Annotated in this window: 13 protein-coding genes and 1 tRNA gene; 7 read left to right on the forward strand and 7 right to left on the reverse strand. The window is 60.8% G+C overall.

What is annotated here, in order from left to right; genetic code table 11:
* Positions 1 to 62: 62 nt before the first annotated feature.
* Positions 63 to 136, forward strand: a tRNA-Met gene (locus tag ACQY7R_RS21955).
* Between the two features lie 726 nt (positions 137 to 862).
* Here the strand turns inward: ACQY7R_RS21955 and ACQY7R_RS21960 are convergent.
* From ACQY7R_RS21960 to ACQY7R_RS21970, 3 genes are read right to left on the reverse strand one after another with little or no spacing between them, the layout of a single operon-like run.
* Entirely contained in the window at positions 863 to 1960 is a 1098-nt protein-coding gene (locus tag ACQY7R_RS21960) for a hypothetical protein (RefSeq protein ID WP_428307689.1), read from the reverse strand.
* 11 nt (positions 1961 to 1971) lie between these two features.
* Positions 1972 to 2850 (reverse strand): hypothetical protein, encoded by an 879-nt coding sequence (locus tag ACQY7R_RS21965; protein WP_428307690.1) that lies wholly within the window; start codon positions 2848 to 2850, stop codon positions 1972 to 1974.
* A gap of 23 nt (positions 2851 to 2873) precedes the next feature.
* Entirely contained in the window at positions 2874 to 3254 is a 381-nt protein-coding gene (locus ACQY7R_RS21970) for a hypothetical protein (RefSeq protein WP_428307691.1), read from the reverse strand.
* A gap of 101 nt (positions 3255 to 3355) precedes the next feature.
* Between ACQY7R_RS21970 and ACQY7R_RS21975 the strand changes: the two genes are divergently transcribed.
* The 4 genes from ACQY7R_RS21975 to ACQY7R_RS21990 all read left to right on the forward strand — a co-directional run bounded on the left by ACQY7R_RS21975 (position 3356) and on the right by ACQY7R_RS21990 (position 4731).
* Complete coding sequence (locus ACQY7R_RS21975; RefSeq protein ID WP_428307692.1) at positions 3356 to 3757, forward strand: hypothetical protein; 402 nt, start codon at positions 3356 to 3358, stop codon at positions 3755 to 3757.
* A 72-nt stretch (positions 3758 to 3829) separates the two neighbouring features.
* Positions 3830 to 4012, forward strand: a complete 183-nt coding sequence (locus ACQY7R_RS21980; RefSeq protein ID WP_428307693.1) for a hypothetical protein — start codon at positions 3830 to 3832, stop codon at positions 4010 to 4012.
* 43 nt (positions 4013 to 4055) lie between these two features.
* Positions 4056 to 4370, forward strand: coding sequence for a hypothetical protein (locus ACQY7R_RS21985; protein ID WP_428307694.1), 315 nt, complete (start codon positions 4056 to 4058; stop codon positions 4368 to 4370).
* Positions 4371 to 4446: 76 nt separating this feature from the next.
* A complete protein-coding gene (locus ACQY7R_RS21990; RefSeq protein WP_428307695.1) occupies positions 4447 to 4731 on the forward strand; it encodes a DUF6959 family protein in 285 nt (94 codons plus the stop codon).
* 38 nt (positions 4732 to 4769) lie between these two features.
* Here the strand turns inward: ACQY7R_RS21990 and ACQY7R_RS21995 are convergent, their stop codons facing one another.
* From ACQY7R_RS21995 to ACQY7R_RS22005, 3 genes are all read right to left on the reverse strand, one after another.
* The gene (locus ACQY7R_RS21995) at positions 4770 to 5753 is read right to left on the reverse strand and encodes an alpha/beta hydrolase (protein WP_428307696.1); all 984 of its coding nucleotides are present in this window, start codon (positions 5751 to 5753) and stop codon (positions 4770 to 4772) included.
* Positions 5754 to 5904: 151 nt separating this feature from the next.
* Positions 5905 to 6450, reverse strand: a complete 546-nt coding sequence (locus tag ACQY7R_RS22000) for a DsbA family protein (RefSeq protein ID WP_428307697.1) — start codon at positions 6448 to 6450, stop codon at positions 5905 to 5907.
* Positions 6447 to 6956, reverse strand: coding sequence for a redoxin domain-containing protein (locus ACQY7R_RS22005; protein ID WP_428307698.1), 510 nt, complete (start codon positions 6954 to 6956; stop codon positions 6447 to 6449). Before ACQY7R_RS22005 ends, ACQY7R_RS22000 begins: the two co-directional genes overlap by 4 nt.
* Positions 6957 to 7271: 315 nt before the next feature.
* Here ACQY7R_RS22005 and ACQY7R_RS22010 point away from each other — a divergent pair, with 315 nt between their 5' ends.
* Positions 7272 to 8876: an efflux RND transporter periplasmic adaptor subunit gene (locus ACQY7R_RS22010; protein ID WP_428307699.1), complete on the forward strand. Its 1605-nt coding sequence runs from the start codon at positions 7272 to 7274 to the stop codon at positions 8874 to 8876.
* 174 nt (positions 8877 to 9050) lie between these two features.
* Here ACQY7R_RS22010 and ACQY7R_RS22015 read toward each other — a convergent pair whose 3' ends face one another.
* The gene (locus ACQY7R_RS22015; RefSeq protein ID WP_428307700.1) at positions 9051 to 10496 is read right to left on the reverse strand and encodes a sigma-54-dependent transcriptional regulator; all 1446 of its coding nucleotides are present in this window, start codon (positions 10494 to 10496) and stop codon (positions 9051 to 9053) included.
* Between the two features lie 121 nt (positions 10497 to 10617).
* Between ACQY7R_RS22015 and ACQY7R_RS22020 the strand changes: the two genes are divergently transcribed.
* Positions 10618 to 13029 (forward strand): ATP-binding protein, encoded by a 2412-nt coding sequence (locus ACQY7R_RS22020; protein WP_428307701.1) that lies wholly within the window; start codon positions 10618 to 10620, stop codon positions 13027 to 13029.
* The last annotated feature ends 220 nt before the right edge of the window (positions 13030 to 13249 follow it).

The following is a 13249-nucleotide window of genomic DNA, read 5'->3' on the forward strand; positions in this document are numbered from 1 at the left end:
GACCCGCAGATTGGCCGAGTTTCTTGGGGTTTCCGACCTCAAGCGGCGACGGATCTCGCTTCGGCGGAGTAGCTCAGTCGGTTAGAGCAGCGGAATCATAATCCGCGTGTCGGGGGTTCGAATCCCTCCTCCGCTACTTTTACATTGTCGGTTGCTCCCTCGCGGGCGGCGACGCATTGCGAATCACCCTTGCCTCGGCGAGGGTTTTTTTATTGGGCTGCCTTTCTTTTGAAGCCGGCAGGTTTCTGCCCCATTGCTTGTCATCCCGAGCGGAGCGAGGGATCTAGCAGCTGCAACGAGCTGCCAAATGCGTCGCTTCGCCCAACATGAATCTGCTATTCACGGACTGTCGCTTGAGCCCTGCGAGACATCGTGTCGCGTCATGTCGCATCGCGTAAAAGTCGCAATGCGATTTTAGGCGACACTAAGGTTTTGTTCTAAGTGGCGACCGCCACGCGTGTTGCGGCGATGGTCGCGTTCATGTCGCGTCGCGGAGGCGACATTAAGGAGAGTTTCGAGGCGCGAGGCGCTGGTTCTGAGGGCCGGAACTGGAGGTCGCGCGGACCGACAACGGAGCCGTGGCGGCGACCGATGGATCGGCGAGACGTGAGCTTTCAAAGAGCGCGCGGGCATACGTCTGAACAGAATGCCGCACATGCGAGCCTAACCGATGGAGCGGCATTTTGCAGCGCGCGATTTTCGGCCACTTGCAGGCACCGATGCTGAAGTCGACCGAGGTAGACAACGGCTCCAGCTGCGCGGGATGCCAGAGGCGGTGCAACTCACTGCTGGCGGATGCGGAAATATTAAACTTCCGCAGCCTGCTTTTTTGTAGCCGTAGTCGTGCGAGTAGCGTCCCAGTTCAACGCACGGTCATCTCGCATTGATGGGGTGCAAATTCGAAGAAGGTTAACTTCGGCCGCACTGTGCCACTGTCCTCCGCGATAGACGGCTGCACCGTTGCTTCTCTCACTCTGGCCGACATCTCTAACTCCATTTGCAATTCATCACTGCCTAACACCGCAACTACCTTGGGCATCCGCAAATCAGCGGACTTCTCAGCGCCGTTCATTTCAACGACTGTGCAAATGGGATATCCCGCTGTCAGAAACGACACAAAATCGAATGAGTAGTCGCTCATGACTCCCTCTATCTCAAACTTATGCTCGCTGAGCCAATCATCTAGTGGCCCGCTGCTGAGAAGTTCCGCCATGACCTTAGTTCGGCTGCCAATCGTTGTTTGAACAGTCAGAACGTTGTCTCGAATGCGAGTCGTAATAGCGTGCGTCAAGTATTGGCCCGGTTGCGTGATGATATACATGATGTCGCCCTGCCACTTGATTTCAGATGGCGTAACGACCGCGCCACAATAGGCGCCGCCAATTCCTTCTTGGAGATAGTTGCGATTGACCCCATAGCTTTGAAGTAAAGACAGGATGCAAGCGAGTTGCTGAGCGGGAGTGGCTGCCGATTTCGTGACCTTTGCGATCGCCTCGATCGTGAGCTCACGATGCATAGAAGTTCCACTAAGTCGAAATGCGTGGTCGGACTCCAAGTCTTCGATTCGGCCGCCCCCATCTGCGTTGTAGCCACACGCTACAGCCTCAGTGCCCTGGGGCCATGCTATGACCAACTTAATTTTGCGCAAGTCGTCTTGTGGCTCATAGTCTCGCAATGCAGCGGAAAAAGCCTCCTTGGGAGGCTGGTGGATTAGTTCGTCTCGAAGTGCGAGCAGCACTCTGCGGGCAATTGAGTAATCTCCGCATAAACCAACAATGGCCTGTCCTAAATTCACGAGCTTCATTGCTCGTTCGTCCACGAGTGAGTTAGTACTGTCGCCCGAGTTTTCGCCAAATGCAGTAGTTAGGTCGCTATCAGGAGGCAAACTAGGGTAGGTGACCGCGCTATCTGCACAAAGATAGACATGCTTCGCGTGCTTCCAGGCTAGTACGAAAGTCATAGATAAGTTCCTTAGCGCCTTCGCTTTCGTCGTCTCTTCTTTTCACGGATTACGGCCGGAATCTGGCTGCCGACGTGAATGATGCTTTCTGCGGACGCTTCGAGGTGCCTGAGCAATCGAGTATTGTCGCTAGCCTTTATTTGCAGCATTTTCTCCTTCACGAGGAACCCGTGCCCCAGCGTTCTCAGGGAATCTGTTTCTCGCCCACCATTGTGAAGAATGGCATTTCTAGCAAGTCGAACCGACGCCATGTATTTGTCGCTCCAACTCTGATCGTAGATTGCCTGTCCAAAGGCGTCGCGAAGTTCGGGAAACTCTTCGGCTCGCTTTTTCTTGAAAGTGGGCTGCTTCATGGCGACGGCAACCGATTGGACAAGGAAGTTTTCGAACGCAGAGAACGCTGCAACGAAGCAAAGCTGCTGGCTGTGCCACGCCATGCGATGAGTGCGAGGTTCCTTCATGAAACCGTCCCAGACGTAGTCGTGACTGATACCGCTGGTCTGTGCGTAGGCGACTTTGAATTCCTGCTGGATCTCTAAGCACGCACTCTGAATTTCGAGCAGCTGGTCGGCAGTGAGGTTTGCTCTGCCTCTGAGCTTGCGTGCGAGCAGCAGCGTCACGACATCGGCGAGACGTTGGCTTGTGGTGGGCTCTTCTTTTGCTTGAACGTAGCCCTTGTGGTAGTGGACTATATTTGAGGTGAGGAGGTACGGCAGACTGGCTGCCATTGTCGCACCGCTCAAATCCGCAGCGAAATCGTAGAAGACTGGGATCAGTCGGTTGCGTCTCGACGTAGAGTCAGAGACCTTGCGAGTCCATCCTGGCGTGATCTGGATTTCGTAATCTTGCCAGTCGGGATCGATCTCTATTTTTCTGCTCCAGTCGCTCATTCAAGCAAGCTCCTAGCTGCAACTTATGCAGTTCCGACGAATCCGCTTGGACCGCTCGAGTCTCGTTTTCTGTCTGGAAAGAAAATCGGGACGCTGAATTTGATTCGGCTGATTGTCTCGGATAGCTTTTCGGACTGCCCGGTCGTGCCCAGGCTGACGAGTCCTGCAACGACGCCTATGCCTCCTTTGGTGGCTTTCCCGTCTGTAGCCGTCACAGCTACGTCGAACTCGACTGTGGTAGGGATATGCCAATTCTCATCTGAGAGTTCCGCCGCGTCACCGCGGCGCGCCACTAGCGTTGGGGCGACCACGGCGCCCATAACCTTCGCGCGAGACTGAGCAACCGCTACGGCGTTTAAAATTTGGTCCAGCGATTCAGAGATGAACTCTTCGAGCGTCGTCATGGATGGCTCCAAGGGGATCAGAATACGCCAATCTCTCTCCGAGACATTTGTTTTGCAAGGCTCCCCTCCCATCCGTCTCGGCGGCCGTTAAAATGGGCGGCATGAGTGAAGCTCCAAAGCACTGCCGCTTCCGCTTCAGCGTGAGGATGCTGCTCATTGTGGTCCCCATTGCCGCCATTCTTGTTTGGCAGGCGAGCATCGTCCACGAGCGGAAGGCGCTCCTCACTCGCGCCCGAGCCGGCGGCGTTTACGTCAAGTATGGCGATCAAGCCACGCTTCTACGCGCTTTGCTTGGCGATCGAGCCGTCTGGTCAATCGACATTCCGCCAGACTCCGAGTTCTACGGCCATACGACGAAGCTGCGCCGCGCTTTCCCCGAGGCGTACATCAATCATCTTGCACCCGCCATGCAAGCAGTGAATCCCGCGGTTCCAGTCGTTCCAATAGTCCTGGACGTTCCACCCTCGTCGCCGCCGGTGCGCTCAGCGTGGTGGGGATTCTAGCTGAGTTCTGCGACTCAGAATCGGTCGTCTAGGTCTTCTTTCACTAGGGCGCGGCGGGGGTAGAATGCGGGGATGGAGGAGCGAACGCTCAATATCCTGATTGCTCTAGCGTTCATAGCATCGATCGCGGCGCTTGGCCGGCTCGTCGGGGTTTCTATATCGGTCAAGCGGTTTAGCGTTCGCGACGGGCTCCATGCGATGGCCATTGTCGCGGTGATGGCGGCGATTCTGGCTGCCGCGACGTGGATGAAGTGACTAGCTTTCGCCCCGCCCCTCGCCAGCGGGTATAGTGGGCGGCATGGAACGAGACCCATTGCCCGACGACAATCAGCGACGTGCGTTGGCAGAGCTTCTGCACGCGGCTTTCATCGAATTGCGATCCATCTCGGATCGGGCTGCGCAGGTGGAAGCGTTAGCCGATGCGTTCCACAACCTGCCCGTCGAAGTTTACGGGTGGGGCTGCTGGGATGTGGCGCTAACTCGCTCCATGCTGCAGGAGTATCGCAGCCGCTACCCTGATGGCGGTCCAGACTATGTCGATATGTTCGATAAGATATTTCCCAACGCAGCCTCGAAGTGTTTCTTGCGGCCAGCGGGGGGGGAGCAAGGCTAGCGCAAGAAGCTTCAGGAACTAACGGCTGGGGAGCGGGGGCGGTGAAGTGGCGAACTTGGCCAATCGCGGAATGCAGATGGAAATTAAAGAAATTGAAGTCTATTCCGAAGCATCAAATTCCGACATCGTCCGCATGCCCGGGCGTCGCTTTCCTGGCTGCGTCATCCAGGGCGACTCGTTGAGTAACCTGCTTTGCAACGCAGAATTAGTGTGCTCGATAGCGGAGCGATCCGGCGATGAAGAACTGATCGACGCAGCAGCGGAAGTTCGAGACGCTCTGCTGGGACGATTAGCCCACTACGAGCGCGTTCTCGGTGAACACGGCATCTCGCTGCCTTACAATCGGCCGTCGCGCAGTTGATCAATTTTCATTGCACTACACTTTCGCCGTCCTGCTCGCTACCGCAGATGATGTTTGATCTCCGCAGCCACTTGCCGCAGCGAGGCTCGCACCGCCGGGACTTTGCTGAGCGGGTTCAGCAGGCCCCAGTCGTGGATCATCCCTTCGTAGCGGACGGCCGTCACGTCGACGCCGGCGACGTCTAGCTTGCGGGCGTATTCTTCGCCTTCGTCGCGGAGGACGTCGTTGCCGGCCGTGAGCACCAGCGCCGGCGGCAGGCCTTGGAGTTCCTCGGTCATTGCGCGGAGGGGCGAGGCGTAGATTTCGGAGCGTTCGTTCGGGTCGGTGGTGTAGTTGTCCCAGAACCACTTCATCATGTTGCGGGTGAGGAACCGGCCTTCGGCGTATTGCTCGTACGATTCGGTTTCGAAGTAGGCGTCGGTCACCGGCCACATGAGGACTTGCAGGCGGAGCGCGGGGCCGGCTTGGTCTTTGGCCATGTGGGCGACGACGGCGGCCATGTTGCCGCCGACGCTGTTGCCGACGACGGCGAGGCGGCTGCCGTCGACGTTGATTTCGCTGCCGTGCGCTGCGACCCACTTCGTGGCGGCATACACCTGGTTGATGGCCGTGGGGTACTGGGCTTCGGGCGACGGCGTGTAGCCGACGTAGACGGCGACGGCGCCAGATTCCGCAACGATGTCGCGGATCAGCCGTTCGTGCGTTGGGTAATCGCCGAGCACCCAGCCGCCGCCGTGGAAGAACATGAAGACCGGCAGCGTCGTCGTCACGCCGGCGGGGCGAACGATGGTGAGATCGACCTGCAAGCCGTCTTGAGTGATCGTCCGCTCGCTGACGTCGGCCGGCCGCAGATTGACCGGGACTGACTTCTGGGCGTTCACGAGGACCGCCCGCGCGTCTGCGGGCGTCATCTCTTCCATCGGCGGGCCGCCGGCGGCGTTGAGCTTCTTGAGGAACGCGCGGATGCGGTGATCGATGGCGGGATCGAGAGCCGGGTCGAGGGCGTGGGCGGCGGCGGACATGGGGAGACTCCTTATGCGGGGGCAGCGGGAAGGGTTCGGGGGTTGGGGGTCGGGGTTCAGAGAATGCGATGGGGGGCGTGCGTTCGTGAGGGTTCGGACTGGTTGCTTAAGCGACTAGTCCAGCAGCGCGATAGGGCTCGGTTCGATTGAATCAGCCGCTAGCGGAGGCTAATTCAATCGCTGCAAGTATCGAACCACTTTCGATGGGCCCGTCGTAGCGGACGCCGTTGATGAAGAACGTTGGCGTGCCGTTGACGCCGCTGCGGGCGCCGCTGAGGAAATCTTCGCGGACTCGGTCGGCGAATTTGTGGTCGCGGAGGTCGTCGACGAACTGTTGTTCTTCGACGCCGAGTAGCGATGCATCGCGGACCAGGTCGCGGTCGGAGAGCGAGTCTTGGTGGAGGAACAGGTAGTCGTGCATTTCCCAGAACAGGCCTTGGGCGCCGGCGGCTTCGGCGGCCTCGGCGGCATGTTGGGCGTGCGGATGAATCGTCGTCAGCGGGAAGTTGCGGAACACGAAGTTCCACGCATCGCCGAGGCGATCGGCGAGGTCCTTCACCACCAAGTGGGCTCGTGCGCAGTAGGGGCATTCGTAGTCGCCGTATTCGACGACGGTGACGGCGGCGCGGCGGTCGCCGAATTGGTGGTCTCGCGCCGAGACCGGGAGAGTGAGTTGGGCGGCGTCGGCGGTTTTCATGAGTGGGCTCCGGTTGAAATGGTGAGTTGTTCGAGGGCTCGCAAGATGCCGTCGGCGCCGGGGTTTACTCCGACCGGCGAGAGGTAGCTCCAGCGAATGATCCCTTCCGCGTCGATGACGAAAAGGGCCCGCCCTGAGACACCCTCCCCTTCGCGATAGACGCCGAACGCTTCGGCGACGGCGCCTTTCGGTTGGAAATCGGAGAGGAGCGGAAAGTGAAGTTTGCGTTGCTCGGCGTAGGCGAGGTGGCACCAAATGCCGTCGACCGAGATGCCGACGATTTGTGCGTCGTACTTTTGGAACTCGGGAAGGAGCTCGTTGTAGAGCGCGAGTTGGTCGCCGCAGACGGGGCTCCAATCAGCGGGGTAAAAGACGAGCACGAGCGGGCGGCCGAGGAAGTCGCCGCACGTGACCGTTTGATCGGGCGTGCTGTGGAGGCAAAACTCGGGGGCGCGCTCGCCGGCCGGCAGAATGCGGGAGGCGGCGTTAGTTGGTTCGGTTGGCATGATTCGCTCCTCGTGGGGGGGCTGCGAGGACCACGGTTATCCCCACTGTGGTTGCGGCTATTCGCAACCGGCGTGCCATCTGCGGAAACGCGGTAAAACCAGGGGTTTTTCGCAGGCGAGGCCGGTTTTGCACTGCGGCCGTCGCCGGACGTTCGACTAGAAAATTGCCTCGGCGACTACAAAGTTTCCCGGGCGTGGAGAGTGAGGAATAGCGAGCGACTCGGAGCGGTGAGATGCAGCGGGCGTTTCTGCGAGGATTGCGGGCCGCGCTACTCGTTGCGACGTCCTGGCGCCGAAAGTGCGTTTGTAGCCGGCATGAACACTTCATCCACCACCAGCAGCGTCGCTTCCGCCCCAGTCGCTCCCGCTCAGTTGGCGCCGAGCACGCCGGTTCCGGTGACGCCGAGTGCGCCGGCTCCGGTCGCACCGGTTCGCCAGGGTGTGGAAAAACCGTCGTGGCTTTCGGGGAGAGGCGCTACGCCGGTCGATGCGGCTGCCGAGCCGAGCGACGCCGGGGCAACGCCGAAGCGGATGGCGCTCTACATCGCGTTGGCGATCGCGGCGACGGTGCTCGTGCTGTACTTCATCGTGCCGGTGGTGCGGACGGCGTTCACCACGGTGTCGACCGACGACGCCTACGTGAATGGCCACGTGACTTTTGTCGCGCCGCGCGTCGGCGGGCAGGTGACGCGGGTGCTGGTGGACGACAACATTCGCGTGAAGCGCGGCGACGTGCTGGTGGAGCTCGACCCCGAGCCGTTTCGCGTGGCAGTGGAGGTGAAGAAGGCGGCCGTTGACGCCGCGGAAGCAGAACTCGTCGTCGCTCAAGCCAATGTGCGCGGGCTGGAAGCGGCCATTCGTTCGGAGCGGTGGCAACTGGAGACTTCGATGGAGCAAGTGGCGACGCAGATCGCAAACTTGCACGCCAACGTGGCGACCTACAAAAGCAATATCGCCACGCGCGATCTCGGGCTGGTGAATTTACACCGCGCCGAACGGCTGGCGCCGAAGGGGGCGATCAGCCAGGAAGAGCTCGATGAGCGGATTGAGCAAACGCGGGTCGATGAGGCGAGCGTCGAGCAGGCGCTGCAGAATGTGTATGCCACGCGGGTGGCCCTTGGCCTGTCTGCCAAGCCGGCGGAAGGGGGCGAGCTGGACGATACGCCGGCCGACTTGGTGCAAACCTTCTCGCAAGTGCGGGCAGCGCTGGCGAGCATGATCGAGACGATGGCCCAAATCGGGCTGCCGTTGGCGAGCGTCGACGCGACGCCGGAGGCGGTGCTCGAACAGTTCCATCTGTGGGACGAAAAGGGTAATGCAAATCGCGTGCTGGAAGAACTCGTTCCCGAATCGCCCGAGGTGAAGCAGGCCGAGGCGAACGTGCTGCAGGCTCGCCGCGATTTGGAGCAGGCGGAGCTCGACCTCCGCTACTGCACCGTGGTAAGCGATATTGACGGCGTCGTCACGCGTCGCAATGTGAACCCCGGCAACAACGTGACGGCGGGCCAGAGCTTGATGGCGGTGCGGTCGCTCACCGAGATCTGGGTCGACGCGAACTTCAAAGAGACGCAACTCGCGAATCTACGGATTGGCCAGCCGGTGTCGCTGGAGGTTGATATGTACGGCGGCCGTCGCGAGTTCAAGGGACGCATCAGCGGCTTCGAGATGGGGACTGGACAGACGCTGGCTCTGCTGCCGCCGCAGAATGCGACTGGCAACTTCGTGAAGATCGTGCAGCGGCTGCCGGTACGGATTGACTTGGTCGACTACGACCCGGACGTGGCGCCGCTGTTCGTAGGGCTGTCGGTCGAGCCGTACGTTTACTATCGGAAAGAGGCGACGGGGCCGAACGCCGGGAAGTTCTTGCAGTATCCGCTGCAGCTGCCGACGGCGGCGGTTGACCCGACGCCGGGCGGCTGATGCTTCATCGAGAGGATGAAGCATTGTATCGCCGTCGCAACTGCAGCCCCTGGCTCCGCCAGGGGGTAGCGTTACGCGGGGCAATGCCAACCAAGATGGTGACCGACCCCCTGGCGGAGCCAGGGGCTGAAATGCAGGTGAGGTGGCGAAGTCTAGAGTGACGAACTCATCGACTCAGTTCTCGTCCGACGACTCGACCGCGTGCGTCACCTGCAGCCCGAGGTCGCGGAGTTTCATCCGCAGCGTTTGCCGCGCGATACCGAGGATCTTCGCCGCCTGGTGTTGGTTGCCGTTGGTGTGCTCCAGTACGCGGGCCAGCAGCACGCGATCGACCAGCCCGTGAACTTCGGCGTAGAGGTTGGCCATCTCGGGCGTGAGCCGTTCGGCAATGAGCGCATCGAGCGGGAAGCCGCCCGTTGCGCTGCCGCTCGCTTCGGCCGGCGTCGCAGTGCTGGGGGCGAGTTCCGGCAAGAAGCTATCGAGCAGCGTCGGGCCGCTGGCTCGCAGCAGCGCTTGCTTGAGGACGCTTTGCAGTTCGCGAATGTTGCCGGGCCATGAATACGCGGAGAGCCGGGCCATCGCTTCGGGCGAGATCTCGCGAATGTCGCGTCCGAGCTCTTGCGAAAACTTACGCACATAGAAATGAACGAGCGTCGCCACGTCGCCGTCTCGCTCGCGGAGCGCCGGCAAGCGGATCGTGAACACGCCGAGCCGGTAGTAGAGGTCGGCCCGGAACTTCCCTTCCTCCGACCACGCTCTCAAATCGCGATGCGTTGCGGCAATCAGCCGCACGTCGGTGCGTATCGTCTCACCGCCGCCGACGCGTTCGAACTCTTGCTCTTGGATCAGCCGCAAGATTTTTGCTTGCAGCGCGATTGGCATGTCGCCAATCTCGTCGAGGAACAGCGTGCCGCCGTTGCACTGTTCGAACTTGCCGATGCGGCGGCGGTCGGCGCCGGTGAAGGCGCCCTTCTCGTGGCCGAAGAGTTCGCTCTCGAGCAGGTTCTCCGGAATGGCCGCGCAGTTGAGCGCCAGAAAAGGCCCCTTTGAGCGGGCGCCATGCTGGTAAACGGCGCGGGCGACAAGCTCCTTGCCGGTGCCGCTTTCGCCGGTGATCAGCACCGGCACGTCTTGCGCCGCGACGCGGCCGATCGACTTGTAAACGTCCAGCATCGCCGCACACCCGCCGACGATGGCGCCGTCGACGTCGTCCGCGGGAAGCTCTTGCGCCATCACGGCTGGTTGCCGCATGCGGCGGGAAACCTCGACCGCTTCGCCAACGACGCGGCGCAGCTCGTTCAAATTCAACGGCTTGAACAGGTATTCGAACGCTCCGAGCTTCATCGCCTCGATGGCGAGCTCGGCGCCCTTGGTCATCGTGATGAAGATCACGGGAATCCGCGCGTCGAGCGCTTTGATCTGCAAATAGACGTCGAGACCCGACTGGTCCGGCAGGCGAACATCAAGCAAAATGACGTCGGGCGGATCGTTCGAAATTTGCGCCAACCCCGCTGCGCCGGTGTGAGCAATGTCAACGCGATGCGTCGGAGCCGCGAATGCCTGGCTGACTTGTTCAGGGACGAGAGCGACGTCGTCGTCGATCAGCAGCAGGTGGGCCATGAAGGTTCTCTTAGCGGTGGGCGCGCAGCGGTGGCGTTGCCGCCTGCTGCATTGTCCTGGGCCGGCGGTGCGTTGTCTAGCGTGGCAGTGGGAGTTCGCTTCTAACAACGGTTGAGTCACTATGGCGCCATCTTGGCTGCGTAACTTGCGGCTGCGGCAATTCTTCGATCAGTCGCACGAGAGTCCGCGCTCTCAGGCGACCGCGTATGTGACGGCGCTCATCGCGACTGCGTTCGGGCTACTGCTGCGATACTGGCTCGCGCCTCACATCGGCGAGCGCGGGCTCTACAGCACCTTTCTACCGTCGGTGATTTTCGCGGCTTACTTCGGCGGCATGTGGCCCGGCTTGCTGGTAACTTTCCTTTGTGCGTTGCTGGGGCACTTCTTGCTTGACGATTTCCTGACCGAGTCGTTGGACGGAGCGGTCGGCGAGACGGTGGCGCTCGTGCTGTTCGTCATCACCGGCGTCTTCATCAGCGCGATGAGCGAAGCGCTCCATCGAGCGCAGCGGCGGTTGCTCGCCGAGGCGCGGCTGCGCGCCGACGAAGCCCTGCGGCAAACGGAAGAGCGGTTTCGCTACCTCGTGACGAACTCGTCCGACGTCATCAGCGTGTTCGACGCCGAGGGAAATATTCTCTATCAAACGCCGTCGGTCGAGCGCGTGCTGGGGATTGCGGCCGACGAGTTCATTGGGAAGAACATTTATCGCGACGCGATTATTCATCCCGACGATTTGCCGCGGAAGCGAGAGTTTTTCGAGCGGTTGCTCGCGTCGCCGCTGGAACTGATCAAAGTGGAATGCCGGCTGCGGACCGCGAGTGGTTCGTGGCGAAGCGCTGAGGCGATCGGCCAGAATCTGCTGGCCGACGCGACGGTGGCGGGGATCGTCGCCAACTATCGCGACGTCACCGAGCGAGTCGCCTTCGCGACCGAACTGCTGCATGCGAAGGAAACGGCCGAGCAAGCCAATCGTGCGAAGGGCGAATTTCTGGCGAACGTCAGCCACGAGATTCGCACGCCGATGAACGCGATCATCGGCATGACGGAGCTGACGCTCGATACGCGGCTCGAACCAAATCAAAAGCAATATCTCGAAACGGTCAAATCGTCGGCCGATAACCTGTTGGTGATCATCAACGACTTGCTCGACTTCTCGAAGATCGAAGCGGGCAAAGTCCAGCTGGAGCAGGTCGCTTTCTCGCTGCGGTCGATGATCGACGAGACGATTCGTGCACTCGCGGTTCGCGCCGATCGGAAGGGACTGCCGCTCGTCGCGTCGGTCGATGCCGACGTTCCCGACAAGCTCGTTGGCGACGTTGGCCGGTTGCGGCAAGTGGTGATCAACCTCGTCGGCAACGCGATCAAGTTCACCGAGCGCGGCGAGGTCGCGGTCGGCGTGGAACTGGCCGGCGACGACGAAGCGTCGAGCGACACGCGAAGAATTCGCTTCACCGTTACCGACACTGGCATCGGCATCCCGTCTGAAAAGCTGGCAGCGATCTTCTTACCGTTCGAGCAGGAGGATACGTCGACCACTCGCAAGTACGGCGGGACAGGCTTAGGACTGACGATTGCCGCCCAATTGGTGGAACTGATGGGGGGCTATATCTCGGTCGAGAGCGTCGCCGGCGCGGGGAGCTCGTTTGCATTTACTGCGTCGCTACTGATCGACGCCAGCGAGCCGGCAACGGTTGAACTGCCGACGCCGGATGCTCGCACGCTTCCCGGCGCTTCCGCTGCCGCGCAGCGATCGCTGAAGATTCTGGTCGCCGAGGACAACGAGTTCAATTCGCAGCTGATGGAGCAGCTGCTAAGTCAACGCGGCCACGTAGTGACGCTCGCCCGCAACGGTCGCGAAGCACTGACGCTCGCCTCGAACGGCGCGTTCGACCTGCTATTGCTCGATCTCCACATGCCGGAGCTCGACGGCTTTCAAGTTGTCGCGGCGATTCGTACGGCGGAAGCGGGGACCAAACGACGGCTGCCGATTTTCGCGCTTACCGCTCGCTCGGGAACGGAGGATCGCGATCGGTGCCTTGCGGCGGGGATGGATGGGTTTCTCACGAAGCCGATCCGCGGCGAGGCGCTCAACGCGGCGTTAGCGAGTTTTATGAGTACGAACACGATCGCTGCGGCTGCTTCGCCTGGCGTGGAGCAGAAGAAAACGCCGCCAGCGGTTGCCGGCGATTCGCTGCTCGACTTGGTTGTGATCTCCGCGAGTTGCGGCGGGGAGCCGGCGATTCTGGAGCGAATGAAGGTCGTGTTCGCCGAGCAACTTCCGGCATTGTGGACGAGCGTTCGCGTCGCGTTTCAAGCGGGCGACGCAGCGGCCCTGCGCGAGGCGGCCCACAAACTCAGCGGAATGCTCAGCGCCTTCTCCAGCATCGCGGGTGGCGTCGCCACGGCAATCGAAGAGCATGCCGCACGCAACGAACTGACTCCATGCGGCCCGCTGATGGACCGCATGGAGTCGTTATGCGAGCGATTGATGCGCGAAGTCGAAGCGATTGATGCGACGCAGCTACTTGATTGACTAGGCTTTGTCCCAAAACGCCTTTGGTTGTAATTGGAACTCTGGCGCTAACGCTCCAAGGTAAGAAAACGTCCCAGCGGGACGACCGACAATAGCCCAGCAATTCATTGCTGGGTAAACAGCCCCGGCCCATTAAGAAGTCCCGTAGGGACGACTGAATGACTAAGCATTTCAATTGTCCCTACGGGACATCGGTCCTCACGGCGGAGCCATGACCCAG

This window comes from Lacipirellula sp. (genome assembly GCF_965279485.1).
Taxonomy (GTDB): domain Bacteria; phylum Planctomycetota; class Planctomycetia; order Pirellulales; family Lacipirellulaceae; genus Lacipirellula.

Excerpts from the sequence above, each read along its gene's own strand:
- ACQY7R_RS21990 (WP_428307695.1), top strand. The coding sequence starts at position 4,447 with ATGGAAATTAAAGAAATTGAAGTCTATTCCGAAGCATCAAATTCCGAC.
- ACQY7R_RS21985 (WP_428307694.1), top strand. The coding sequence starts at position 4,056 with ATGGAACGAGACCCATTGCCCGACGACAATCAGCGACGTGCGTTGGCA.
- ACQY7R_RS21960 (WP_428307689.1), bottom strand. The coding sequence starts at position 1,960 with ATGACTTTCGTACTAGCCTGGAAGCACGCGAAGCATGTCTATCTTTGT.
- ACQY7R_RS22020 (WP_428307701.1), top strand. The coding sequence starts at position 10,618 with ATGGCGCCATCTTGGCTGCGTAACTTGCGGCTGCGGCAATTCTTCGAT.
- ACQY7R_RS22000 (WP_428307697.1), bottom strand. The coding sequence starts at position 6,450 with ATGAAAACCGCCGACGCCGCCCAACTCACTCTCCCGGTCTCGGCGCGA.
- ACQY7R_RS21970 (WP_428307691.1), bottom strand. The coding sequence starts at position 3,254 with ATGACGACGCTCGAAGAGTTCATCTCTGAATCGCTGGACCAAATTTTA.
- ACQY7R_RS21965 (WP_428307690.1), bottom strand. The coding sequence starts at position 2,850 with ATGAGCGACTGGAGCAGAAAAATAGAGATCGATCCCGACTGGCAAGAT.
- ACQY7R_RS21975 (WP_428307692.1), top strand. The coding sequence starts at position 3,356 with ATGAGTGAAGCTCCAAAGCACTGCCGCTTCCGCTTCAGCGTGAGGATG.
- ACQY7R_RS22005 (WP_428307698.1), bottom strand. The coding sequence starts at position 6,956 with ATGCCAACCGAACCAACTAACGCCGCCTCCCGCATTCTGCCGGCCGGC.
- ACQY7R_RS21980 (WP_428307693.1), top strand. The coding sequence starts at position 3,830 with ATGGAGGAGCGAACGCTCAATATCCTGATTGCTCTAGCGTTCATAGCA.
- ACQY7R_RS21995 (WP_428307696.1), bottom strand. The coding sequence starts at position 5,753 with ATGTCCGCCGCCGCCCACGCCCTCGACCCGGCTCTCGATCCCGCCATC.
- ACQY7R_RS22010 (WP_428307699.1), top strand. The coding sequence starts at position 7,272 with ATGAACACTTCATCCACCACCAGCAGCGTCGCTTCCGCCCCAGTCGCT.
- ACQY7R_RS22015 (WP_428307700.1), bottom strand. The coding sequence starts at position 10,496 with ATGGCCCACCTGCTGCTGATCGACGACGACGTCGCTCTCGTCCCTGAA.